We start from the raw sequence: 23,838 nt of genomic DNA, 5'->3' as shown, positions 1-23,838 counted from the left end.
GATGTCCGCCGTCATCCCTCCTTCCTCGACCGCCGCGGCGGCGACCGTGGCGGTCACCACCGCGGTCAATGCCGCCATCGCCGCGAATGCCTCCAACACCACAAATGCGGACGCTCCCGCCAGCGGCACGGGTACCGGCCGCCCGCCGCGCGCCCGGCGCGGCGAGACCTACCACTTCAAGCCGCACAACGTCGGCCGCTGGCTGATCTGGGGCGGCTACGCGCTGGTGCTGCTGGTGGCACCGCTGCTGTGGACCAGCAGCCTGGCGCAGACCATGCTGTCGCAGATGGGCATCGCGATCATCGCGTGCCTGTCCTACAACCTGCTGCTGGGGCAGGGCGGCATGCTCAGCTTCGGCCACGCGGTCTACAGCGGATTGGGCGCCTACCTGGCGATCCACACGCTCAACGTCGTCGGCGCGGGCCAGCTCGCCCTGCCGGTCAGCCTGGTGCCGCTGGTCGGCGGCCTGGCGGGGCTCTTCTTCGCGGCGCTGTTCGGCTACGTGTCGACGAAGAAGTCGGGCACACCCTTCGCGATGATCACCCTGGGCCTGGGCGAGCTGATCTGGTCGATGTCGCTGATGCTGCCGGAGTTCTTCGGCGGCGAGGGCGGCGTCTCCTCCAACCGCGTCGTCGGCAAGGCGGTCTGGGGCATCAGCTTCGGGCCGCAGATCCAGGTGTACTACCTGATCGCGGTCTACGCCTTCGTCTGCACCGCGCTGCTGTACGCGCTCACCCGCACGCCGCTGGGCCGCATGCTCAACGCGGTGCGCGACAACCCCGAGCGCGTCGAGTTCATCGGCTACGACACGCAGTGGGTGCGCTTCCTGGCCTTCCTGATCGCGGGCTTCTTCGCCGGCGTGTCGGGCGGCCTGTCGGCGCTGAACTTCGAGATCGTCACCGCCGAGGTCGTCGGCGCGGCCCGCTCGGGCGCCTACCTGCTGTTCACCTTCCTGGGCGGCGCGACCTTCTTCTTCGGCCCCATCATCGGCGCGGTGCTGATGGTGGTGGCGCTGGTGCTGCTGTCGGAGCTGACCAAGGCCTGGCTGCTCTACCTGGGCCTGGTGTTCCTGTTCATGGTGATGTACGCGCCCGGCGGCATCGCCTCGCTGATCATGATGAACCTGCGCCTGGCCGCCTTCGGCAAGCTGCGCGCGCTGTGGCCGTCCTACCTGGGCCTGGCCGGCGCGGCGGCGACGATGCTGCTGGGCGGCTCGGCGATGGTGGAGATGCTCTATCACCTGCAGCTCAACGAGGCGCTCGGTCCGCAGATGAAGTACCTGGGCCTGGCGCTCGATGCGAAGAGCGTCGAGTCCTGGTTCGGCGCCGGCTTCGTGCTGCTGACCGGGCTGGGGCTCTTCGAGCTGCTGCGCCGCCAGTTCCGCGCCGAGTGGGACCGGGCGCAGGAGGAGATCGAGAAAGAGATCAAGCGGAGGGAAAGCCTGTGAGCACCGCCAACATCCCCTATGCGCTGGAGCTCAAGGCCGTCCGCAAGAGCTTCGGCAAGAGCGAGATCATCCGCGGCGCGGAGCTCGCGGTGAAGCCCGGCGAGCGCGTCGCGATCATCGGGCCCAACGGCGCGGGCAAGTCCACGCTGTTCAACCTGATCAGCGGCCGCTTCGCGCCCACCAGCGGCGAGATCCGGCTCTTCGGCGAGCGCATCGACCAGCTGCCGCCTTACCGGATCAACCGCCGCGGGTTGTCGCGCAGCTTCCAGGTGTCCAACCTGTTCACCCGACTGTCGGTGTTCGAGAACATCCGCTGCGCGCTGCTCTGGTCGATGGGCCACAAGTACGCGTTCTGGAAGTTCCTGGCCGGCATGGACGACGTCAACGACCGGGTCGAGGAACTGCTGGAGATGCTGCACCTGGACAAGAAGCGCGACGTGCCGGCGATCAACCTGACCTATGCCGAGGCGCGCGCACTGGAGATCGGCATCACCATCGCCGGCGGGGCCCAGGTGATCCTGCTGGACGAGCCCACCGCGGGCATGAGCAAGAGCGAGACCAGGCGCTTCATCCAGCTGATCCGCCAGGTCACCGAGGGCCGCACGCTGCTGACGGTGGAGCACGACATGGGCGTGGTCTTCGGCCTGGCCGACAAGATCGCGGTGCTGGTCTACGGCGAGGTGATCGCCTTCGACACGCCCGATGCGGTGCGCGCCAACAAGCGCGTGCAGGAGGCTTACCTCGGGTCGGTGCTGGCCGAATCGCAGGCCGCGGGAGCACATGCATGAGCGTCGCCCTCAACGACACCAACGTCGGCGCGATGCGCGCCGCCGCTGCCGGATCCGCGGCGGCCGCCGGCACGCGGGCGCTGCGGCTGGACAACGTCCATGCGTTCTACGGCAAGAGCCATGTGCTGCATGGCGTGACGATGGAGGTGCGTCCCGGCGAGATCGTCAGCCTGCTGGGGCGCAACGGCTCGGGGCGCTCGACGACGGTCAAGACCATCATGGGCCAGGTCGACGGCACCGGCTCGGTCGCCTGGGGCGGCCAGGAACTGCTCGGCCGCAAGGCCTACGAGATCGCGCATCGCGGCATCGGCTACGTGCCCGAGAACCGCGACATCTTCCCCAAGCTCACGGTGCACCAGAACCTGATGCTCGGCGAGAAGGGCCGGCGCAAGGGCGCCGCGCCGCGCTGGGGCTTCGACGACATGTACGCGATGTTCCCGCGCCTGAAGGAACGCCAGCACACCGAGGCCGGCGTGCTGTCCGGCGGCGAGCAGCAGATGCTGACCCTGTGCCGCACGCTGATGGGCGACCCCGACCTGATCATGATCGACGAGCCGACCGAGGGCCTGGCGCCCAAGATCGTCGAACTGGTGGCGGAGTACCTCAAGGAGCTCAAGCGTCGGGGCGTGTCGGTGCTGCTGGTCGAGCAGAAGCTGGCCATCGCGCTGGAGATCTCCGAGCGCTGCTATGTGATGGGCCATGGCCGCATCGTCTTCGAGGGCACGCCTGCCGACCTGCGCGCCAATGCCTATGTCCGCAAGGAGTGGCTGGAGGTCTGAGGCCGCCCGACGGTTACAGCTCTCACGGCGCCTTGTCGGATCGCTGACGGTCCGGTCACCGGCGGCGATGCGGCCCGCGATCCGGTGAAAAACACCCGCTTCTGGTGAAGCCTTCGCACGCGTGTCGCCCTACAGTGGCAGCGCGAATCACATGAGCGGGATCCATCCATGAACTTGGTGCAGCCTTGGATGCTGGCGGCCGGCGCGCTGGCCGGCGCGGGAGCGGGGGCGGCGATCGCGAGCGCGTGGTGGGGACGCAAGCTGCGGCTGGCCCGGGCGCTGATCGACCAGCTGCAGGCCTCGCGCCGGCAGATCGAGGAACAGGTCGGCCATGCGCGCCGGCAGATCGAGCAGCTGCAGATCGAGATGCTGGAGCTGCGCCTGACGATGGAGCACATGCGGCGCAAGTCGCAGTTCGCTGCGGGCCGCGCGGCGACCACGGACTGGGGCGAATCGATGCTGTCGCCGATGAGCGCGCAGGCGCCGCTGGCCGCGAGCGCCGTGGCCCCTTCAAGCCCGGCGGTCGTGGAAGCGACCGTCGTCCCGGCCGCCCGGTCCGCGAATGCCGAGCGCCTCGAGCGCGCCCGGGAACGGGTCGCCGCCGGGGGCTTCAGCCCCACCGAGCCGATGGAGCGGCCGATGGAGAGGCGGGCAATGCCGCTGATGTCCGCGCCGACGCTGGCGCCGGTCCCGTTCGGCTTCCTGCCGACGCAGCCCCATCCCGAACCCTGAGCCCGACATGCGGCTCCCCCCGACGTAGGTGCCCCGCGCGGCGTTGCCGCGTCCCCTGATCCGGGTGGCTTCCGGCGCCACAGCGGCCAGAGGTCGCACTACATTGGCCGCCAGGAAACAAGAACGGGGAGCCGGCCATGAGTGCGGTGCAGCCTTGGATGGTCGTCGTCGGGACGCTGGCCGGAGTGGCCGTCGGGGGCGCGCTGGCGAGCGCCTGGTGGTGGAGCCGGCTCAAGCGCGCCCGCCGCCTGATCGACCGCATCGAGTCCTCGCGGCTGCTGCTCAATGAGCAGACCACGCAGGCGCGCCGCCAGATCGAGCGCCTGCAGATGGAGCTAGGCGAACTGCGCATGGTCGCCGAGCGCCTGCGCCGCAAGGCGGCGCAGGCGGCCACGTCCGGCGAGTCGGCCGACGGCCCGGAATCAATCCTGCCGCTGGAGGCCGGCGCGCCGGTCAGCGGCCCCACGCCGCTGGCGGCTTTCCGTCCGATCGAGAAGCCGCGCGCCCCCGCGCCGACCGTCGCCAGCGTCGACGCGGCGCTGGAACGCGAGGCGCGCGCCCGCGAGCGCGTCGCCGAGGGCGGCTTCGCCCGCACCGAGATCCAGGACGAGGACGAGCCGCATTCCCGCGGCTTCATGCCCACCCAGCTCGACAAGCCCTTCTGAGCACGCGCCATCCGAGCCGACGCCGTCGCCTGCGCCACCTGCGCCACCTGCGCCACCTGCGCCACCTGCGCGACACCCAGCCTCCGCACTTCTCCCGTAGCGCCCTGTCACAGCAGAGACAAGCGGTGCGCGTCGGCGCTGCCTAGAATCGAACGATCGTTCTTTTCGTCCCGGTGTCCGAGGAAATCTTCGACCGGCGGCGAGGCGTTTCCCCCCACTGGAAGGAACACACATGGGTGCCAGCTACGAAGTCCGCGGCCAGGTCGCGGTGATCACGCTCAACAATCCGCCGGTCAACGGCCTGGGCCATGCCACGCGGCTGGCGGTCGCCGAGGGCATCGAGCAGGCCGAGAACGATCCCGCCATCAAGGCCGTCGTGATCACCGGTGCCGGCAAGGCCTTTTCCGGTGGCGCCGACATCCGCGAGTTCGGCTCGCCCAAGGCGCTGGCCGAGCCCAACCTGGGATCGCTGATCACCCGTGTCGAGGCCTGCACCAAGCCGGTCGTCGCCGCGATCCACAGCGTCGCCATGGGCGGTGGCCTGGAGCTGGCGCTCGGCTGCCATTACCGCGTGACCGCGCCCGGCGCCAAGATCGCGTTGCCGGAAGTGAAGCTGGGCCTGCTGCCCGGTGCCGGCGGCACGCAGCGTCTGCCGCGCGCGCTGGGCGTGGAGCCCGCGCTCAACATGATCGTCAGCGGCGAGCCGGTCAACAGCGAACTGCTGGCCCAGGTGCCTGGCCAGGTGCTGTTCCAGAAGCTGATCGACGGCGACCTGATCGACGGCGCCGTCCAGTTCGCGATGGAGATCGCCGACAAGCGCCCGCTGCCGCGCGTGCGCGACATCAAGGCCCAGCATCCCGAGGCGCAGGCCTTCTTCCAGTTCGCGCGCAACACTGTCGGCGCGATGTCCAAGAACTTCCCGGCGCCGCTGCAGTGCGTGGAGACGGTGGCCAATGCGGTCTCGATGAAATTCGAGGACGGCATGCGCGCCGAGCGCGAAGCCTTCCAGCAGCTGATGCTGACGCCCGAGTCCAAGGCGCTGCGCCACGCGTTCTTCGCCGAGCGCGCCGCCTCCAAGATTCCCGACGTCCCCGAGGACACGCCGCTGCGCAAGGTCGAGCGCGTGGCCATCATCGGCGCCGGCACGATGGGCGGCGGCATCGCGATGAACTTCCTCAACGCCGGCATCCCGGTGACGATCCTCGAGATGAAGCAGGAGGCGCTGGACCGCGGCGTCGCCACCATCCGCAAGAACTACGAGGCGCAGGTCAAGAAGGGCAAGCTCAAGGAGGACCGCTACGCGCAGCGCATGGCCCTGCTGGACACCACGCTGAACTACGGCGACATCGGCGGCGCCGACCTGGTCATCGAGGCGGTCTTCGAGGACATCGGCGTCAAGGAGCAGGTGTTCAAGCAGCTCGACGAGGTGATGAAGCCCGGCGCGATCCTGGCCAGCAACACCTCGACCCTGGACGTCGACAAGATCGCGGCCTTCACCAAGCGTCCGCAGGACGTCATCGGCACCCACTTCTTCAGCCCGGCCAACGTGATGAAGCTGCTGGAGGTGGTGCGCGGCGCGGCCACCGCCAAGGACGTGCTGGCCACGGTGATGGCGCTGGGCAAGAAGATCCGCAAGACCTGCGTGGTCTCGGGCGTGTGCGACGGCTTCATCGGCAACCGCATGATCGAGCAGTACAGCCGCCAGGCCGGCTTCCTGCTGGAGGAGGGCTGCACACCGCAGCAGGTGGACAAGGCCGTCGAGCGCTTCGGCTTCGCGATGGGACCGTTCCGCATGGGCGACCTGGCCGGCAACGACGTGGGCTGGTACATCCGCAAGCGCCGCTACCAGGAGAAGCCGGACCTGCGCTACTCCAGGACCGCCGACCTGCTGTGCGAGATGGGCCGCTTCGGCCAGAAGACGGGCGCGGGCTGGTACGACTACCAGCCGGGCAAGCGCGACGCGATCCCGTCCAAGACGGTGCTGGAGATGATCGACATGCACCGCTCGGCGCTGGGCATCACGCCGCGCAAGATCAGCGACGAGGAGATCGTGCATCGCCTGGTCTTCGCGCTGGTCAACGAGGGCGCCCGCATCCTCGAGGAAGGCATCGCGCTGCGCGCCTCCGACATCGACATGGTCTACCTGACCGGCTACGGCTTCCCGCTGTGGCGCGGCGGCCCGATGTGCTACGCCGACACGGTCGGCCTCTACAACGTCGTGCAGGCGATGAAGCGTTTCGCGCGCAACCCGCATGACGACGCGAAGTTCTGGGAACCGGCTCCGCTGCTCAAGCGCCTGGCCGACCAGGGCAAGGGCTTCAACGACTGACCCCGCGGACGCGAACAGGAGCAACAGAATGAGCAAGGCATTGATCGTTTCCACGGCCCGCACCCCGCTCGCCAAGAGCTGGAAGGGGTCCTTCAACATGACCCACGGCGCGACCTTGGGCGGCCATGTGGTCCGCGCCGCGCTGGAGCGCGCCGGCATCGAGGGCGGCGAGGTCGAGGACGTGCTGATGGGCTGCGCCACGCCGGAAGGCGCCACCGGCGGCAACATCGCGCGCCAGATCGCGCTGCGCGCCGGCCTGCCGGTGACCGTGTCCGGACAGACCATCAACCGGTTCTGCTCCAGCGGCCTGCAGACCATCGCGACCGCGTCGCAGCGCATCATCGCGGGCGAGGGCGAGGTGTTCGTGGCCGGCGGCGTGGAGAGCATCTCCTGCGTGCAGAACGAGGCCAACCGCCACATGGGCCATGAGAGCTGGCTGTCGGCGCACAAGCCGGAGATCTACTGGTCGATGCTGCAGACGGCCGAGAACGTCGCGCAGCGCTACAAGATCCCGAAGGAGCGGATGGACCGCTACGGCGCGGCCAGCCAGCAGAAGGCCTGCGCGGCGCAGGCCGAAGGGCTGTTCAACGCCGAGATCGTGCCGATCACGGTGATGGCCGGCGTGGCCGACAAGGTGCGCGGGATGATGACCAAGGAGGTCACCGTCTCCGTCGACGAGGGCCTGCGCGTCGGCACCACCTACGAGAGCATCAAGGACATCCGTACCGCGCTGCCCGGCGGCGTGGTGACGGCGGGCAACGCCAGCCAGTTCAGCGATGGCGCGGGCGCCTGCGCGATCGTCAGCGAGTCCTATGCGTCGAAGAAGGGCCTCCAGCCGCTGGGCCGCTTCCTGGGCTTCGCGGTCGCCGGCTGCGAGCCCGACGAAATGGGCATCGGCCCGGTCTTCGCCGTGCCCAAGGTGCTGGCGCGCCTGGGCCTGAAGGTCTCCGACATCGACCTGTGGGAGCTCAACGAGGCCTTCGCGGTGCAGGTGCTGTATTGCGCCGACAAGCTGGGCATCCCGATGGACCGGTTGAACGTCAATGGCGGCGCGATCGCGATCGGCCATCCCTACGGCGTGTCGGGCCAGCGCCTGACCGGCCATGCGCTGATCGAGGGCAAGCGCCGCGGCGCCAAGCGCGTCTGCGTGACGATGTGCATCGGCGGCGGCATGGGCGCGGCGGGGGTCTTCGAAGTGCTCTGACGAGCACCCCTACCGGCTGACGCCGGCCCCCTCAGGGGGCGAGCCCGAGGGTCCGGCAAAGCCGGGTCCCCTGGCGCCGCTTGATATGTCGGCGGGCTGCGCCCCGCCTCCTTCGTGAGGTGCTCATGCGCCAGACCCTGGACTTCCTGCTGTATCACTGGCTGAAGGTCGACCGACTCTCGGCGCGCGAGCGCTTCTCGGAGCACTCGCGGGAGACCTTCGACGCGGTGCTCGATACCTGCGAGCGGATCGCGCGTGAGAAGTTCGCGCCGTTCAACCGCCTGGCCGACACCGAGGAGCCCCGCTTCGACGGCGAGCGCGTCCATCTGCCGCAGGCGACGCATGAGGCGCTTGCCGCCTATGTGGAGTCGGGCATGCTGGCCGCCGCTCAGGACGCCGAGCATGGCGGACTGCAGCTGCCGTGCGTGATCGAGATGGCCGCCAACTGCTTCTTCAGCAAGGCGAGCGTCGCCATGGGCGGCTACGCGATGCTGACCAACGGCAATGCCAACCTGCTGATGGCGCACGGCACGCCGGTTCAGCGCGAGGTCTTCGCGATGAACGAGTTCTCCGGCCGCTGGTTCGGCACGATGTGCCTGTCGGAGCCGCAGGCGGGGTCGTCGCTGTCGGATGTCGCGACGCGCGCCGAGCCCGATGGCGCCGACTTCGAGGCCGATCCGCTCGGCCCCCGCTACCGCCTCACCGGCAACAAGATGTGGATCTCCGGCGGCGAGCACGAGATCACCGAGAACATCGTCCACCTGGTGCTGGCCAAGATCCCCGGGCCCGACGGCAAGCCGCTGCCGGGCACCAAGGGCATCTCGCTGTTCATCGTGCCCAAGCACCTGGTGGACACCGACGGGCGCCTCACCGGCGAGCGCAACGACGTGGCGCTCGCGGGGCTCAACCACAAGCTCGGCTACCGCGGCACGACCAACTGCCTGCTCAACTTCGGCGAGGGCCGCCAGTTGCCGGGCGGCCGGCCCGGCGCGATCGGCTACCTGGTCGGCAAGCCGGGCGAGGGCCTGCGCTGCATGTTCCACATGATGAACGAGGCCCGCATCGGCGTCGGCCTCGGCGCGGTGATGCTGGGCTATGCCGGCTACGAGGCCAGCCTGGACTACGCGCGCCAGCGTCCGCAAGGCCGGCCGATGACCGCGGCCGGCAAGGACGCGTCGCAGCCGCAGCGGCCGATCATCGAGCACGCCGACGTCAAGCGCATGCTGCTGGCGCAGAAGAGCTACGTCGAGGGCGGTCTGGCGCTGGAGCTGTTCTGCGCCCGCCTCGTCGACGAGCAGCACACCGGCACGCCGGAGGAGGCCGCCGCTGCCCGGCTGCTGCTGGACGTGCTGATCCCGATCGCCAAGAGCTGGCCCAGCGAGTGGTGCCTGGAGGCCAACTCGCTGGCGATCCAGGTGCTGGGCGGCTATGGCTACACCCGCGACTTCCCGGTGGAGCAGTACTGGCGCGACAACCGCCTGAACATGATCCACGAGGGCACGCATGGCATCCAGGCGCTGGACCTGCTCGGCCGCAAGGTGGTGATGGACGGCGGCCAGGCGCTGATGGCGCTGGCCGGGCGCATCAGTGACACCGCGCAGCGCGCCGGCCAGGTGCCGGGGCTGGCCGAGGCCGCCAACGAGCTCGGCGCGGCGCTGGCCGCGGTGGGAGGCGCGACCAAGAAGGCCTGGTCCACCGGCGAGCCGGAGGAGGCGCTGGCCAACGCGACGCCGTATCTGCAGGCCTTCGGCCACACCGTGCTGGCGTGGATCTGGCTGGAGGTGGTGCTGGCGCTGGAAGGCACCGACCTCGAGAGCGACTTCGCCCAGGGCAAGCGGGCCGCGCAGCGCTACTTCTTCGCCTACGAGCTGCCCAAGATCCATGCCTGGCTGGGCGTGGTGGCGCGGCGCGAGGCGCTCACGCGCGAGATGCGCGACGCCTGGTTCTGAGGCCGCGGGCGGCCGCGCGCGATCGACGACGACATCAACGACATCAAGGAGACGACGATGAGCAGCAAGGTGCAGGATCTCTTCGACCTGACCGGCCAGGTGGCCCTGGTGACCGGCGGATCGCGCGGGCTGGGCCTGCAGATCGCCGAGGCGCTGGGCGAGGCCGGCGCGACGCTGATGCTGAGCTCGCGCAAGGCGGCCGACCTGGAGGAGGCGGTGGCGCATCTGAAGGCGCGCGGCATCGCGGCGCAATGGATCGCCGCCGACGCCTCCGACGAGGCGCAGGCGCGCGGCATCGTCGAGCAGACGATCGCCCGGCTCGGCCAGATCGACATCCTGGTCAACAACGCCGGCGCCACCTGGGGCGCGCCGGCCGAGGACCATCCGGTCGAGGCCTGGGACAAGGTCATGGACCTGAACATCCGCAGCCTGTTCGTGATGAGCCAGGAGGTCGCGCGCCGCAGCATGATCCCGCGCAAGTCGGGCCGCATCATCAACGTGGCCTCGATCGCCGGCCTGGGCGGCAACAGCGGGATGATGAAGACCATCGCCTACAACACCAGCAAGGGCGCGGCGGTGAACTTCACCCGCGCGCTGGCCGGCGAGTGGGGCGTGCATGGCATCACCGTCAATGCGCTGGCGCCGGGCTTCTTCCCCAGCAAGATGACCAAGGGCCTGATGGCCGCGATCGGCGAGGACAAGCTCGCCGAGCACGCGCCGCTCAAGCGCATCGGCGATGATGAGGACCTCAAGGGCGCCGCCCTGCTGTTCGCGAGCCGCGCCGGGAAGCACATCACCGGGCAGATCCTCGCGGTCGATGGCGGCGTGTCCGCCGTCCATGGCAGCTGATTGGCTCCGCCCCCTACGCGCTTCGCGCGCCCCCCCACCGGGGGGCAGCCCGAGAGGATCGGCGGAGCCGGTCCTCCGGGCTCTGCTGGGTTGGGGGCGCGATGCCGATGGGGGCGCGAATGTTCCTGATTCGAGGTTGTTGTGACTGAAGAACCGCCGCTGAAATTTCCCGTCCACATCCCCTTCGTCCAGCAACTGGGCTTCGAGCTGGTGCGCATCGACGAGGGCGAGGCCGAGCTGCGGGTCGACATCCGCGAGCTGCACCTGAACTCCTGGGAAGTCGCGCACGGCGGCGTGCTGATGACGCTGCTGGACGTGGCCATGGCCCATGCGGCGCGCAGCGTGCACCGCGACCAGCCCGGCTTCGGGCCGGGCGTGGTGACGGTGGAGATGAAGACCAGCTTCATGCGCCCCGGCGAAGGCGCGCTGCGCGCGGTGGGCCGGCTGCTGCACCGCTCCACGACGATGGCCTTCTGCGACGGCTCGGTCTATGGCGAGGACGGCCGGCTGTGCGCGCACTCGACCGGCACCTTCAAGTACCTCAAGGCGCTGCCCGGCAAGGGCCGCAGCCTCAAGGCGCTGCAGCGCACCGAGGGCTGAGCGCCCGACGGCCTGACGGCGATTCCCGTTCAACCGACCCCTTCCGATTTCCCGCTCACGAGGAGAGACGCATGAGCACGATGAACCGCCAGATCCTGCTGGCCTCCCGCCCCACCGGCGAACCCGGCACCGACAACTTCAAGCTGGTCAGCACGCCGGTGCCGGCAGTGGCCGACGGCCAGGTGCTGGTGCGCAACCACTACCTCAGCCTCGACCCCTACATGCGCGGCCGCATGAACGAAGGCAAGAGCTATGCGACGCCGCAGCCGCTGAACGAGGTGATGATCGGCGGCACCGTCGGCGAGGTGGTCGAGTCCCGCAACGCCCACTTCGCGGTGGGCGACAAGGTCGTCGGCATGGGCGGCTGGCAGGAGTACCAGCTGGTCGACGCCAGCCAGCGCGGCGTGCTGCAGAAGGTGGACACGACGCATGTGCCGCTGTCGGCCTACCTGGGCGCGGTCGGCATGCCCGGCGTCACCGGCTGGTACGGCCTGGCGAAGATCATCGATCCGAAGCCGGGCGAGACCGTCGTCGTCAGCGCCGCCAGCGGCGCGGTGGGCGGCGCGGTCGGCCAGCTGGCCAAGGTGCGCGGTGCGCGCGCGGTCGGCATCGCCGGCGGCGCCGACAAGTGCCGCTACGTCGTCGAGGAACTCGGCTTCGACGCCTGCATCGACTACAAGCAGCATGGCGACGTGAAGTCGCTGTCCGCCGCGCTGAAGGCCGAGTGCCCGGACGGCATCGACGGCTACTTCGAGAACGTCGGCGGCATGATCCTGGACGCCGTGATGCACCGCGCCAACCCGTTCAGCCGCGTCGCCATGTGCGGCATGATCGCCGGCTACAACGGCGAGCCGATCCCGATGAGCGCGCCGCAGCTGATCCTGGTGAACCGGATGAAGATCGAGGGCTTCATCGTCTCCGAGCACATGGCGGTGTGGCCCGAGGCGCTCAAGGAGCTCGGCACGCTGGTGGCCACCGGCAAGCTCAAGTACCGCGAGAGCGTGGCGCAGGGCCTGGAGAGCGCGCCCGAGGCCTTCCTGGGCCTGCTCAAGGGTCGCAACTTCGGCAAGCAGCTGGTGAAGCTGATCTGATGACCGGCCCGCGCTGGATCTGCCAGTCCTTCGACGAGCTGGGCACGCGCGGCCTGTACCGCGCGCTGCGCCTGCGCGCGCAGGTGTTCGTCATCGAGCAGAGCTGCCTCTACCTGGATCCGGACGGGCTCGACGAGCACGCCTGGCACCTGCAGGGGCTCGGGCCGGGCGCCGATGGCGCCGAGGCGCTCCTGGCCTATGCACGTCTGCTGCCGCCGGAGATCGGCGACGGGAGCGCGCGCATCGGTCGCGTGATCACCGCGCCGACGGCGCGTGGCGGAGGCCTGGGCCGTGCGCTGATGAGCCAGGCGGTGCGCGAATGCGAGCGCCTCTGGCCGGGCCAGGCGATCGAGCTGGGCGCGCAGGCGCATCTGCGCGCGTTCTATGGCAGCTTCGGCTTCCACCCGATCTCGGAGGTCTACGACGAGGACGGGATTCCCCATGTCGACATGCGACGCGACGCCGCGGCGTGATGCGCCGCCGCCCCCCGACCCAGGAGTGTTCCCATGAGCGATCTGATCCTGCATCACTACAGCAGCTCCCCGTTCGCCGAGAAGGCGCGGCTGATGCTGGGCCTCAAGGGCCTGGCCTGGCGGTCAGTGACGGTGCCGATGATGCTGCCCAAGCCCGATGTGGTGGCGCTGACCGGCGGCTACCGCCGCACGCCCTTCCTCCAGGTCGGCGCCGACATCTACTGCGACACCGCGCTGATCGCCGAGGTGCTGGAAGCGCGGCAGCCGTCGCCCAGCCTGTTCCCCGCCGCGGTGGCAGGCCAGGCGCGCATGCTGGCGCAGTGGGCCGACACCGACCTGTTCTGGACCGCGCTGCCCTATGCGATGCAGCCGGCCGGTGCGACGGCGCTGTTCGCCGGGGCGCCGCCGGACATGCTCAAGCTCTTCGTCGCCGACCGCAAGGCGATGAGCGAGGGCATGCCGCAGGTGCGCGGCCGCGATGCCGGCGCCGCGCTGACGCAGTACCTCGACTGGCTGTCGCAGATGCTGGCCGACGGTCGGCCGTGGCTGCTCGGCGACGCGCCGTGCATCGCCGACCTGAGCGTCTATCACCCGCTTTGGTTCATCACCCGGACCGGGCCGCTGGCCGAGATCCTGGCGCCGCATGAGGCCCTGCGGGCCTGGATGGCGCGGGTGGCCGCGATCGGCCATGGCGAGCGGGCCGGCAAGCTCGACGGCGCGGAGGCGATCGAACTGGCCCGGGCCTCGCAGCCGCGGCCGGCGCAGGTCGAGCCGGGCCAGGGCTTCGAAGCCGGCGAGCCGGTGACCGTCACGCCGTATGACTACGCCCGCGATGCCGTCGCCGGCACGCTGGTCGGGCTGAGCTGCCGCACGGTGACGGTGGCGCGCGAGGACGGGCGCGCGGGCCGGGTGCATGTGCACTTCCCGCGCATCCGCTACACGCTGAAGCAGGCATAGCCCGTCGGCCCATGACGCGGCCGCCGCGCGGCGGCCCCACAACCATCCCGAAGGAGACAAGCGCATGAAGGACTACCAAGGCAAGACGGCGGTGATCACCGGCGCGGGCTCGGGCTTCGGCCTCGAGGTCGCGCGCCTGGCGGCCGCCCGCGGCATGAACCTGGTGCTGTGCGATGTGCAGCAGGACGCGCTGGACCAGGCGGCCGCCGAGTTCGCGGCCCATCCGGTGCTGGCGCGGCGCGTGGACGTCGCGAAGGCGGACCAGATGGAGGCGCTCGCCACCGCGGTGCAGGAGCGCTTCGGCGCGCCGAACTTCGTGTTCAACAACGCCGGCGTAGGCTCCGGCGGGCTGATCTGGGAGAACGCGCTGTCGGACTGGGAATGGGTCCTGGGCGTCAACCTGATGGGCGTGGTGCACGGCGTGCGCCTGTTCACCCCGATGATGCTGGCGGCCGCTGCCAAGGATCCGGCGTGGCAGGGGCACATCGTCAACACCGCGTCGATGGCCGGCATGCTGAACCCGCCCAACATGGGCGTCTACAACGTGTCCAAGCACGCGGTGGTGTCGCTCAGCGAGACGCTGTACCAGGACCTCGCGCTGGTGACCGACCAGGTGCGGGCATCGGTCCTGTGTCCGTACTTCGTGCCGACCGGCATCACGCAGAGTCATCGCAACCGCCCGGGCGAACTGGGCGCCGACAAGCCCACCCGCAGCCAGCTGATCTCGCAGGCGATGACCGACAAGGCGGTCAGCGCCGGCAAGCTGACGGCGGCGGACGTGGCGCGGATGGTGTTCGAGGCCATGGACGAGGAGCGCTTCTACATCTTCAGCCACCCGCAGGCGCTCAAGGCCGTGCAGACGCGGCTGGAGGACGTGATGCAGCTGCGCAACCCGACCGACCCGTTCCAGGACAAGCCGGAGATCGGCGCGCGGCTGCGGGAGTCGCTGCGCGGCTGAGGCGGGCCGGCCGCCGATCGTCCGGACGGCCCTGGCAGTTCTGACAGGTACCACCCCCGGATGCGGGAGCGCCGGGGTCCTGCGGCGCAGGGGGCGGGCCCACAATCCGCCCGTGGTCCCGCATTTCCTTCCCCGATGCCTGCCCGCGCTGCCGCGGCTGCTGCCCCTGCTGGCGGCGGTGGTTGCGGCGTGGCTGGCGCTGGCGGGGCAGGGCCATGCCGATCCGCGCGACTGGCTCACCGCCGAGGAACGCGCCTGGGTGGCGCAGCATCCGGTGCTGCGGGTGGGGGGCTCGGCGAGCTATGGTCCCTTCACCTATGTCGATGAGGACGGGCGCATCACCGGCCTGTCGCTGGACTATGCGCGGCGCCTGTCGGAGCTGACCGGTCTGCGCTTCGAGTTCCAGCCGCCGCAGACCTTCGCCGAGAACCTGGACGACCTCGCCAGCGGCGAGCTCGACTTGCAGATGTCGATGCGCGAGACGCCCGAGCGGGCGCAGCGCTTCGGCTTCACGCGCCCCTACATCACGGTGCCGGCGGTGCTGCTGCGGCGCGCCGGCACGAGCGGCGACCCGCTGCGGCCCGGCGAGTCGGTCGCGGTGGCGCGCGGTTACGCGGTGGTGGAGTTCCTGCGGGACCGCTACGCGACCAACCCCTTGCAGGTGGAGGTGGACGATCGCACCGTGCTGCGCCGGCTGGCCGGCGGCGAGGTCGGCGCGGCGGTGATGGACCTGGCCGGCGCGACCTACCTGATGCGGCGCGACGGCATCGGCAACCTGCGCGTGGTGGAGGACATCGGCTTCGCCTACGGGCTGGGCATCGGCTACCGGCGCGACTGGCCGATGCTGGGCCGCATCCTGGACAAGGCGCTGACGCGCATCGGCGACGACGAGCGGCAGGCGATCGCGGACCGCTGGATCACGCAGGACACCGCGGCGATGCGCTGGCAGCGCCGGGCGCTGTGGGGCGTGGGCATCGCGCTCGCGCTGGTGCTGCTGGGCCTGGGCCTCGCGCTGCTCTGGAACCGCGCGCTGCAGCGCCAGGTGCGGCTGCGCGGCGAACTGCTGCAGCGCGAACTCGGCGAGCGCATGCGGCTGCAGGATGCGGACCGGGCCCGCGAGCTGGCCGAGGTGACCAGCCGCACCAAGAGCGAGTTCCTGTCCCAGGCGAGCCATGAGCTGCGCACGCCGCTCAATGCGGTGCTGGGCTTCAGCCAGCTGCTGGCGCACGATCCGCAGCGGCCGCTGGACGAGACGCAGCGCGCGCGGCTCCGGCACATCGACGAGGCGGCCAAGCACCTGCTGGTGCTGATCGAGGACATGATGACGCTGTCGCGGGCGGAGGCGAACACGCTGACCGTGCAGTCGCTGCCCCTGCAGGCCGGGCCGCTGCTGCGGCGCGTGGTGGCACTGTCGCAGCCGGCGGCGCAGGCCGCGGGCGTGGACCTCCGGATCGGCCTGACGCCGGAGGAGGACAGCACGCTGCCGCTGGTCCAGGCCGATCCGATCCGGCTCGAGCAGGTGCTGCACAACCTGATCTCCAACGCGATCAAGTACAACCGGCGCGGCGGATGGGTCCAGGTGCACGCCAGCGCGGAGTCGCGCGGCTTCCGCATCGAGGTGGTAGACAACGGCATCGGCCTGAGCGTCGAGCAGCGCTCGCAGCTCTTCCAACCCTTCAACCGGCTCGGCCGCGAGGAGCAGCCCGGGCATGGCATCGGGCTGGTCATCTGCAAGCAGCTGATGGAGCGGATGGGCGGACGGATCCTGGTCGACAGCGAGAGCGGGCACGGGTCCCGGTTCACGCTGGAGCTGCCGGCGGTGGCCGGCACGGCCTGACAGCCCCATCGCCGCACCGCTGCGGTCTGGCACACTGCGCGCCCTGCGCAGTACCCTCCCGACCATGCCCAACACTTCCTCTCCCCGCCGCGCCATCGTCATCGGCGGCGGCCCCGCCGGCCTGATGGCCGCGGAACGCCTGGCGCGCGCCGGCATGTCCGTCGACCTCTACGACGCCATGGCGTCCGTCGGACGCAAGTTCCTGCTCGCGGGCAAGGGCGGTCTCAACCTGACCCACTCGGAATCACGGCCCGATTTCGACACCCGTTACTACGAACGCCAGGCCGACGTCGCCGCCTGGCTCGACCGCTTCGACGGCGAGGCGCTGCGGGCCTGGGCTCAGGCACTCGGCGTCGAGACCTTCGTCGGCAGCTCGGGGCGCGTCTTCCCCAAGGACCTGAAGGCCGCGCCGATGCTGCGCGCCTGGCTCTCGCGGCTGCGCGGGCAGGGCGTGCGCTTCCACATGCGACACCGCTGGCTCGGCTGGGACGAGGCCGGCGGCCTGCGCCTGCGCTCGCCGGACGGCGAGTCGACCGCGACCGCCGATGCGGTCGTGCTCGCGCTGGGCGGCGCCTCCTGGCCGCAGCTGGGATCGGACGGTCAATGGGTGCCGCTGCTGGCGCAGGCCGGCGCAGGCGTGGCGCCGCTGCGTGCGGCCAACTGCGGCTTCGATCTCGGCGCGCCGCGCGAGGGCGCCGGGCCCGGCTGGTCGCCGTTCTTCGTCGACCGCTTCGCGGGTCAGCCGGTCAAGCCGGTCGCGCTGAGCGCCGAGGGCCCGGACGGCCGACGCTTCTCGCGCCAGGGCGAGTTCGTGGTGACCGCGTCCGGCATCGAAGGCTCGCTGGTCTATGCCGCGTCCGCGCTGCTGCGCGAGCGCATCGTGCGGGACGGCGAGGCGCTCGTCCACCTCGACCTGCTGCCCGGCCGCGACGCGGCCTGGGTCGCGGAGCAGGTCGCCCATCCGCGCGGATCGCGCTCGATGTCCTCGCACCTGAAGAGCCGGCTGAACATCGAAGGCCTGAAGGCCGGCCTGCTGCACGAGGTGTTGACCAAGGAGGCCTATGCCGACGCGGCGACGCTCGCGCGCACGCTGAAGGCGCTGCCGCTGCGCCTGGTGGCGCCGCGCCCGGTGGCCGAGGCGATCAGCACCGCGGGCGGCGTGACGCTGGAATCACTGGACGAGCGGCTGATGCTGAAGTCCCGTCCCGGCGTGTTCGTCGCGGGCGAGATGCTCGACTGGGAAGCGCCGACCGGCGGCTACCTGCTGACCGCGTCGATGGCCAGCGGCGTCGTTGCGGGCGACGGCGCCGCCGCGTTCCTGTCGAGCCGGGATTGATCGTTCGCGGCTCCGGATGTGAGCCGCGAATGTCGACATGCGGCGCACGGGGCGCCGACTCCCCCGGTCGCCCGGTCGCCCGGGCCCTCGCGCGGCGCGGGCAGCGATGGGGCCGTCGGGGTCCTCCAACGAAGGTGCCGGCCCTTGGCCGGGCTCAGCCCGCCTTGTTCTTCAGCTTGCCCTTGGGCATCACGGCCGTGACCGGCGCGACCGGACGGTCGGAGGACGTCTCCCGGGGGGCGCCGGTGTCCTTCTTGGGCTTCTTGTTGGCCTTGTCGTTGCGTTGCTCGCCTTTTGGCATGTCGTGGGCTCCTTCTTCTGCGGTCGTTGTCGTTCTGCGATCGTCGCCGCGCATCCGAGTGCGTCGTGCGGCGGCGACCGGCGCACTCTACTACCGCCATGGCGCTTCCGCGCGGGCCGCGGTGGCGTCAGCGCTTTGCGTTACCCTCTGCGCTCGGCGCGACCCGCAGACGCGGGCTGTCCAGGCGCCGTCAGGGAGGATGGGATGGACGCAGCACAAGCGACGGGCGGACGCACCGTCCTGCTCGTCGATGACGACAGCGCGCATCGATACGCGCTGCGGCGTCGGCTGGAACTGGCCGGCTTCGCCGTCGTCGAGGCCGCCGACGGGACCGAGGCGCTGCGGCAGGCAACCGGCGTGGACGCGGTCATCCTCGACGTCCTGCTGCCCGACATCAGCGGCTATGAGGTCTGTCGCCAACTCCGCGCGCTGGAGTCCGGCGCGGCCGTGCCCATCGTGCTGGTGTCCGGCGTCTACATCGCCGAGGACGACCAGGTCCGTGGCCTGAAGGGCGGGGCGGATGCGTACCTGACACGACCGGTGGACGACGAGGTGCTGGTCGCCAACCTGCACGCGCTGCTGCGCCAGCACGACACGCTGCGGGCCTTGTCCGAGGCGCTCGAGCAGAAGCGGCGCGACGAGGAGCGGGCCCGCGACCTGTTCCTCGCGATCCTCGGCCACGACCTGCGCAATCCGCTCGACGCGATCGCCATGAGCAGCGAACTGCTGGCACGCGCGCCGGTCGCGGCATCGACGACCCAGAAGATGGCCGCCCGGATCACCGCCGCGGCCCGGCGCATGGCGCACATGCTGGACGACATCCAGGACTACGCGCGCAGCCAGCTCGACGCGGAGTTGCTGCTGCGACGGGCGCCACAGCGCCTGGGCGCGCTGGCCTTGGCCGCGATCGACGAGGTGCGGGGCGCCTATCCCGGCATCACCGTCGATGCCGTCCATGAGGCACCGGACGAGGGTTGGTGGGATGGCGACCGCCTGGCGCGGGTCATTGCCAATCTGCTGCGCAATGCGGTGGAGCATGGCGCCGTGGGGCGGCCCATCGTCGTGCGCACCGAGGCCAGGGGCGCGTGGCGCCACCTGTCGGTGCGCAACGAAGGGGCGCCGATCCCGGACGCGGTCCGGGCGCGGCTGTTCGAGCCGCTGGTGCGCGGCGGGGCGCAGGCGCCGGCCGCCGGCAACATGGGTCTGGGACTTTTCGTGTGCCGGGTGATCGTCGAGGCACACGGCGGGCGCATCGTCGTCGAGACCGGTGCCGCAGGCACCGAGTTCCGCATCGAGCTGCCCGCGCAGCCGTCCTGAGGCAGGACGGCGCGGTCCGCTCAGACGACGCGGATGTTCGAGGCTTGCGGGCCCTTGGGGCCGTCCTTCGGCTCGAACTCGACCTTCGCGCCTTCGGCGAGGGTGCGGAAGCCGCCGGAGCTCTGGATCTCGCTGTGATGGGCGAACAGGTCCTTGGAGCCGTCGGTCGGGGTGATGAAGCCGAAGCCCTTGTCGTCGCTGAACCACTTCACGGTGCCGGTCTTGGTCGTCATGGTGTTTCCTTTTTGAAGAAGATGGATGGGAATACCCGGCACGCGGGCGCGCGCCGGGACAGAAACACTCAAGAACCGTCAGCGGGGGGATGCTGGGCAGGCCGCGCGAAGGGTCCGGAAGGACCGACGGGGGCTGCGGAAGAAGACCTCTGAAGAAAGGCCTTGCGCGAATCTATCGCGGGACTCTAGCACGCGCGGCTGACGGCCGGCCGGTGCAAAGTCGCACCGGCCGGCCCGGCGTGCCGCGATCTCGCCCGATCCCGGCGGGACCACCGCAGGCTCGCTGCGGGCTCACTGCGGCCGGTAGGTCACCTTCAGCTGGTAGTTCCCGGCGGCGTAGCCATAGAGCAGCACGTAGACATCGCCGTTGGCCGTCATCGTGACGCTGCACCCCTCGGTCGAGCTCGAGCCGTCCGACTTGCAGGTGTAGGTGGAGGTCGTCGGCGCCGCGCCCTTGCGCACATACAGGTCGATGTCGCCGGTGCCGGTGGTGCTGGCTGCGAGCGCGCCGCCACTGGCCACCTTGAACGGTCCGAAGGTCCGGCTCTGGCCGCGCGTCAGGCTGCCGCTGAAGTTCTCGGTCTTGTCCACCGGCGGCGGCGTGCCCGGCCCGTCGCTGCCCAGCTCCACCGCATAGGCCGCGGCCATGCGCGCGAACTTCAGCGCATGGTCGGCCTGGCTCCCCATGTTGGCGTAGGTGTCGTTGGCGGTGTGGATGTAGGGGTTGGAACTGCTCATGCCGGCCTCGAAGGGCATGCTCGCGAAATAGCCCTTGGCATTCCACGACGCATGGTCCGAGCAGGCGTAGCCGCAGCGATCGGTCCCCACCCGCAGCGTCGGCAGGTAGGTCGCGATCAGGTTGGACAGGAAGGTGTTCTGCGCGCTGTCGGTGTAATCGCTGAACAGGTAGATGTCGTTGGCCGCGCCCTTGTAGTTGGTCATGTCCAGCTGCAGCACGCCCACCACGTTGACATTGGCCGCGGCGAAGCTGTTGGCGATCTCCTGCGAGCCGCGCAGGCCGACCTCCTCGGCCGCATAGGCCATGAACTTGAGGGTGCGGCGCGGCTTGTAGTTGGCCTGCACCAGCGCCCGCAGCACCTCGGTCAGGCTGGCCACGCCGGAGGCGTCGTCATCGGCGCCAGGCGCGCGCATGGTCTCGCCCGAGCCGCCGGACTGGTTGATCGAGTCCAGGTGCGCGCCCATCACGATGACCTCGCTGCCGTTGTCGGTGCCCTGGATCGTCGCGATCACCGACTTCTGCGCCCAGTTCGGATGGCTGAACTGCTCGACGGTGATGTCGGCGCGGCCACCCGCCAGCGTCGTCCATTTCTGCCGCAGCCAGTTCGACGCGGCGACGCCGCTGCTGCTGGTGTAGTAGCGGTTGGTGTTGGCGGACAGGTCGACGATGGTCTGCCCGATATTGCTGGCCTGCATCTGGGACAGGATCGGCGTCACGACCGATTGCTGGTCGATCACGTAGCTCGGGCGCGAGGCCACCAGCGCCGCGGCCAGCCGCTGCGCACCCACCGGTGTGCTGTGACGCTGCAGCGAGGCCAGGCCCGCTTCGCGCGTCGGGTGGTACATGTAGCCGCCGCAGCGCTTGAGCTCCTCGTGGATCGAGTGGCTCAGCGAGGCCAGCACGTCCTCGTCGACCTCGACCAGATGGAGGCCTTCGTTGCGCACCGCCCGCGCGGACGCGGAGGCGCTGGCGGCTGCCAGGGCCGAGCCGTCCTGCGCGGCATCGGCCTGGACGCTGGCGACCGCGCGCGCGGCCGGACGGTGCTTCTGCAACTGGGCCAGCGCGGCGTCGCCGAGGCTGATCCAGACTTTCTCGCCCGCATGGGCCGGGCTGAGCGCGGCCATGCCGACGCACAGCGCGCTGAGGATGAAGAACTGACGCATGGATGGTTTCTCCGGGAATGGCGAAGCCGGCGCGCCGCGGGAGGGCGGCGCGCCGGAGTCGGTTCAGGCGGGGATCAGTAGGTGGCGACCAGCGAGGTGCTCGTCACCGTCGAGTACGCGCTCAGCAGCACGTAGTAGGTGCCCGAGGTCGGCGACGAGAAGGTGATGGTCTCGGCATTGGTCGAGCCGATCGAGCGCTTGTCGTAGCTGGTGGTGGTCGGCGCGGAGCCGCGCTTGACGTACAGGTCGCCGTCGCCCGATCCGCCCGAGAGCTTGATCGTCAGCGTCGTGCGGCCCGCCGGCACGGCGATGCTGTACAGCTTGGTCGCGCCCTTGGCCAGCGAGATGCCGGTCACCGGCACGCCGCTGGTCAGCGGCGTCGCGGTCGGCGGCGGCGTGGTGCCGCTGCAGCTCACGCCCACGGTGGCGAAGGCCGCCGTCACGTCGGCCATCGCGTAGCCGCGGTCGGTGGCCGCCTTCTCCACGCCGCAGGCGCCCTGGTTGAAGGTGCTGTTGGCGGTCCAGTAGAGGCGGTTGGCGTCGACCATCACCTCGAAGGCCTTGCGGGTGTTCCAGCCCGGCTTGTTGGCCAGCAGGTAGAACGCGCGGTTGTAGACGCCGCTGGAGTAGTGCACGTCCATGCCGCTGCGGTAGTTGGACGCATGGCCGATGGAGCTGCCGTCGCGCGTCGGATCGTCGAAGTAGCGCAGCGCGCCGCTGCCCTTGAAGATCTGCGCGCCCACCAGCCAGTCGTTGCTGCCGTTGTTGCGGTAGTACTCGGCGGCTTCGCCGGCCATGTCGGAGAAGGCCTCGTTCATGCCGCCGGACTGGCCGGAGTACACCAGGCCCGAGTTCTGCTCGGTGAAGCCGTGGCTCACCTCGTGCGCCGACACGTCCAGCGAGACCAGCGGGTAGAAGGTCGTGCGACCGTCGCCGAAGCTCATCGCGGTGCCGTCCCAGAACGCGTTCTCGTAGTTGGTGCCGTAGTGGACCCGCATGTACAGGGTGCCGGTCAGCGGCCGGAGGTTGAACCAGTCCCGGTACATGTTGAAGATCACGTTGCCGAAGAAGTGGGCATCGTTCAGCGGCGAGTAGGCGCCGTTGATCTGCTTGTACTCGTTGCGCGAGCAGGTGAACTGGAAAGGCGTGTTGCTGGCGCTGGTGCTGCCGTTGAGGTTGACGGTGACCACGTTGCCGGAATTCATCTGGCAGGTGTCGGTGACCTGCAGCGCCGGGTAGTCGGTGCCGTACTCGTAGCGGCCGGTCTTGGTGTTGCCGCCGGGGCCGGTGGCGTCACGGTGGGCCAGGCCTTCCCAGCGCTCCAGCACCGCGCCGGTGGTGGCGTCGATCATGAAGTGCGGACGGCTGGGCTGCTGGCGGTCGTGGCGCATGAACGACACGAGGTAGAACAGCTGCGCCTTGCCGTTGGCATTGAGCCGGACGTACAGCCGGGACTGCTCGTTCTCGGTCAGCGTCGCGTTGACGGCGCCCTTGGCCTGGGCCAGCGCGCCCTGGGCGGTCAGGCCCGGCTGCACCGTGTTCAGGTCCTGCTGGATGTTGGTCAGCAGGCTGCCGGAATAGCGCGAGGTGCCGGCGTTGGTGTCGCGGTGCTCCACGACGCCTTCGCCCCAGACGGGCACGCCCTGGTGGTACTGCTGGTGACGGGTGACGACCTTGCCGCCGGGATAGGTCTGGCTGCGCACGGCCTGCAGGTCGCTGGCCGCGAGTCCCAGCGCGGTGCCCGCGTTCTGGGGAGCGCTCGACGCACGCATCGTGGTGTTGACCGGGGACTGGTCGTCGAGCAGGACGCGATCCGCCGCCAGGGCCTGGCAGGCGGCGGTAGCCGCGGCGGCCATGATGCTGACGCGCAGGAAACGCTGGATGAATGCCTGTGTCATATCGCCTCTTTCTTACGTGATGGATCGGTGAGATCTCCCGAAGAAATGGCCGGACTCGCTCGGGTGGGAACGGGACGGCCTCCTCTGTTCGCGGCCCGTGGTGAGGCCGTGCCAGATGTTCTTGGAGGTGCGGCTGGCGCCGCGTCCCGAGGTGTCGCCGGCTGCCTCGGAGCGCCCGAGGTCGTGGTGTTGA

General features: G+C 70.2%; 21 protein-coding genes. 17 read left to right on the top strand and 4 right to left on the bottom strand.

The window, feature by feature from the left end; all coding sequences use genetic code 11:
* Position 1 precedes the first annotated feature (1 nt).
* From CS062_RS08185 to CS062_RS08110, 16 genes are all read left to right on the top strand, one after another.
* Positions 2 to 1,447, top strand: coding sequence for a branched-chain amino acid ABC transporter permease (locus CS062_RS08185; RefSeq protein WP_099861078.1), 1,446 nt, complete (start codon positions 2 to 4; stop codon positions 1,445 to 1,447).
* A complete protein-coding gene (locus CS062_RS08180; protein ID WP_233217975.1) occupies positions 1,444 to 2,235 on the top strand; it encodes an ABC transporter ATP-binding protein in 792 nt (263 codons plus the stop codon). The genes CS062_RS08185 and CS062_RS08180 overlap by 4 nt, the downstream gene beginning before the upstream one ends.
* Positions 2,236 to 2,267: 32 nt before the next feature.
* Positions 2,268 to 3,014, top strand: a complete 747-nt coding sequence (locus CS062_RS08175; protein ID WP_099861144.1) for an ABC transporter ATP-binding protein — start codon at positions 2,268 to 2,270, stop codon at positions 3,012 to 3,014.
* A gap of 168 nt (positions 3,015 to 3,182) precedes the next feature.
* Positions 3,183 to 3,746, top strand: coding sequence for a hypothetical protein (locus CS062_RS08170; RefSeq protein WP_099861076.1), 564 nt, complete (start codon positions 3,183 to 3,185; stop codon positions 3,744 to 3,746).
* A gap of 137 nt (positions 3,747 to 3,883) precedes the next feature.
* Complete coding sequence (locus tag CS062_RS08165) at positions 3,884 to 4,411, top strand: hypothetical protein (protein WP_143742282.1); 528 nt, start codon at positions 3,884 to 3,886, stop codon at positions 4,409 to 4,411.
* 232 nt (positions 4,412 to 4,643) lie between these two features.
* A complete protein-coding gene (locus tag CS062_RS08160; RefSeq protein ID WP_099861073.1) occupies positions 4,644 to 6,740 on the top strand; it encodes a 3-hydroxyacyl-CoA dehydrogenase NAD-binding domain-containing protein in 2,097 nt (698 codons plus the stop codon).
* A 28-nt stretch (positions 6,741 to 6,768) separates the two neighbouring features.
* A complete protein-coding gene (locus CS062_RS08155; RefSeq protein ID WP_099861071.1) occupies positions 6,769 to 7,944 on the top strand; it encodes an acetyl-CoA C-acyltransferase in 1,176 nt (391 codons plus the stop codon).
* Positions 7,945 to 8,069: 125 nt separating this feature from the next.
* Positions 8,070 to 9,893, top strand: a complete 1,824-nt coding sequence (locus tag CS062_RS08150; RefSeq protein ID WP_438270464.1) for an acyl-CoA dehydrogenase family protein — start codon at positions 8,070 to 8,072, stop codon at positions 9,891 to 9,893.
* Positions 9,894 to 9,950: 57 nt separating this feature from the next.
* Entirely contained in the window at positions 9,951 to 10,742 is a 792-nt protein-coding gene (locus CS062_RS08145) for an SDR family oxidoreductase (protein WP_099861068.1), read from the top strand.
* A gap of 141 nt (positions 10,743 to 10,883) precedes the next feature.
* Entirely contained in the window at positions 10,884 to 11,342 is a 459-nt protein-coding gene (locus CS062_RS08140; protein WP_233217974.1) for a PaaI family thioesterase, read from the top strand.
* Positions 11,343 to 11,413: 71 nt separating this feature from the next.
* Positions 11,414 to 12,433 carry an NADP-dependent oxidoreductase gene (locus CS062_RS08135; RefSeq protein WP_099861066.1) on the top strand — a complete coding sequence of 340 codons (1,020 nt, stop codon included), beginning with the start codon at positions 11,414 to 11,416 and terminating at the stop codon, positions 12,431 to 12,433.
* The gene (locus CS062_RS08130; protein ID WP_099861065.1) at positions 12,433 to 12,906 is read left to right on the top strand and encodes a GNAT family N-acetyltransferase; all 474 of its coding nucleotides are present in this window, start codon (positions 12,433 to 12,435) and stop codon (positions 12,904 to 12,906) included. The genes CS062_RS08135 and CS062_RS08130 overlap by 1 nt, the downstream gene beginning before the upstream one ends.
* 33 nt (positions 12,907 to 12,939) lie before the next feature.
* Positions 12,940 to 13,863: a glutathione S-transferase family protein gene (locus CS062_RS08125; RefSeq protein ID WP_099861064.1), complete on the top strand. Its 924-nt coding sequence runs from the start codon at positions 12,940 to 12,942 to the stop codon at positions 13,861 to 13,863.
* A gap of 64 nt (positions 13,864 to 13,927) precedes the next feature.
* Entirely contained in the window at positions 13,928 to 14,821 is an 894-nt protein-coding gene (locus CS062_RS08120; protein ID WP_099861062.1) for an SDR family oxidoreductase, read from the top strand.
* Between the two features lie 112 nt (positions 14,822 to 14,933).
* Positions 14,934 to 16,658: an ATP-binding protein gene (locus CS062_RS08115; protein ID WP_099861061.1), complete on the top strand. Its 1,725-nt coding sequence runs from the start codon at positions 14,934 to 14,936 to the stop codon at positions 16,656 to 16,658.
* Positions 16,659 to 16,722: 64 nt separating this feature from the next.
* Positions 16,723 to 17,994 carry a BaiN/RdsA family NAD(P)/FAD-dependent oxidoreductase gene (locus tag CS062_RS08110; RefSeq protein ID WP_099861059.1) on the top strand — a complete coding sequence of 424 codons (1,272 nt, stop codon included), beginning with the start codon at positions 16,723 to 16,725 and terminating at the stop codon, positions 17,992 to 17,994.
* 154 nt (positions 17,995 to 18,148) lie between these two features.
* On the opposite strand, the gene CS062_RS26600 is transcribed toward CS062_RS08110, so the two are convergent.
* Positions 18,149 to 18,295, bottom strand: a complete 147-nt coding sequence (locus CS062_RS26600) for a hypothetical protein (protein ID WP_186830486.1) — start codon at positions 18,293 to 18,295, stop codon at positions 18,149 to 18,151.
* 204 nt (positions 18,296 to 18,499) lie between these two features.
* Here CS062_RS26600 and CS062_RS08105 point away from each other — a divergent pair, with 204 nt between their 5' ends.
* The gene (locus CS062_RS08105; protein WP_099861058.1) at positions 18,500 to 19,612 is read left to right on the top strand and encodes a hybrid sensor histidine kinase/response regulator; all 1,113 of its coding nucleotides are present in this window, start codon (positions 18,500 to 18,502) and stop codon (positions 19,610 to 19,612) included.
* A 20-nt stretch (positions 19,613 to 19,632) separates the two neighbouring features.
* On the opposite strand, the gene CS062_RS08100 is transcribed toward CS062_RS08105, so the two are convergent.
* The 3 genes from CS062_RS08100 to CS062_RS08090 form a co-directional block, all read right to left on the bottom strand.
* A complete protein-coding gene (locus CS062_RS08100; RefSeq protein WP_099861056.1) occupies positions 19,633 to 19,845 on the bottom strand; it encodes a cold-shock protein in 213 nt (70 codons plus the stop codon).
* Between the two features lie 291 nt (positions 19,846 to 20,136).
* Complete coding sequence (locus tag CS062_RS08095) at positions 20,137 to 21,747, bottom strand: M20/M25/M40 family metallo-hydrolase (protein WP_099861055.1); 1,611 nt, start codon at positions 21,745 to 21,747, stop codon at positions 20,137 to 20,139.
* 74 nt (positions 21,748 to 21,821) lie between these two features.
* Positions 21,822 to 23,645 carry a M4 family metallopeptidase gene (locus tag CS062_RS08090; protein ID WP_233217973.1) on the bottom strand — a complete coding sequence of 608 codons (1,824 nt, stop codon included), beginning with the start codon at positions 23,643 to 23,645 and terminating at the stop codon, positions 21,822 to 21,824.
* Positions 23,646 to 23,838: the final 193 nt, after the last annotated feature.

It is taken from the genome of Roseateles chitinivorans (genome assembly GCF_002761755.1).
In the GTDB taxonomy this organism is placed as follows: Bacteria; Pseudomonadota; Gammaproteobacteria; order Burkholderiales; family Burkholderiaceae_C; genus Roseateles; species Roseateles chitinivorans.
The sequence above is the reverse complement of the archived record's forward strand: the minus strand, read 5'-3'. Positions and strand labels throughout refer to the sequence as shown.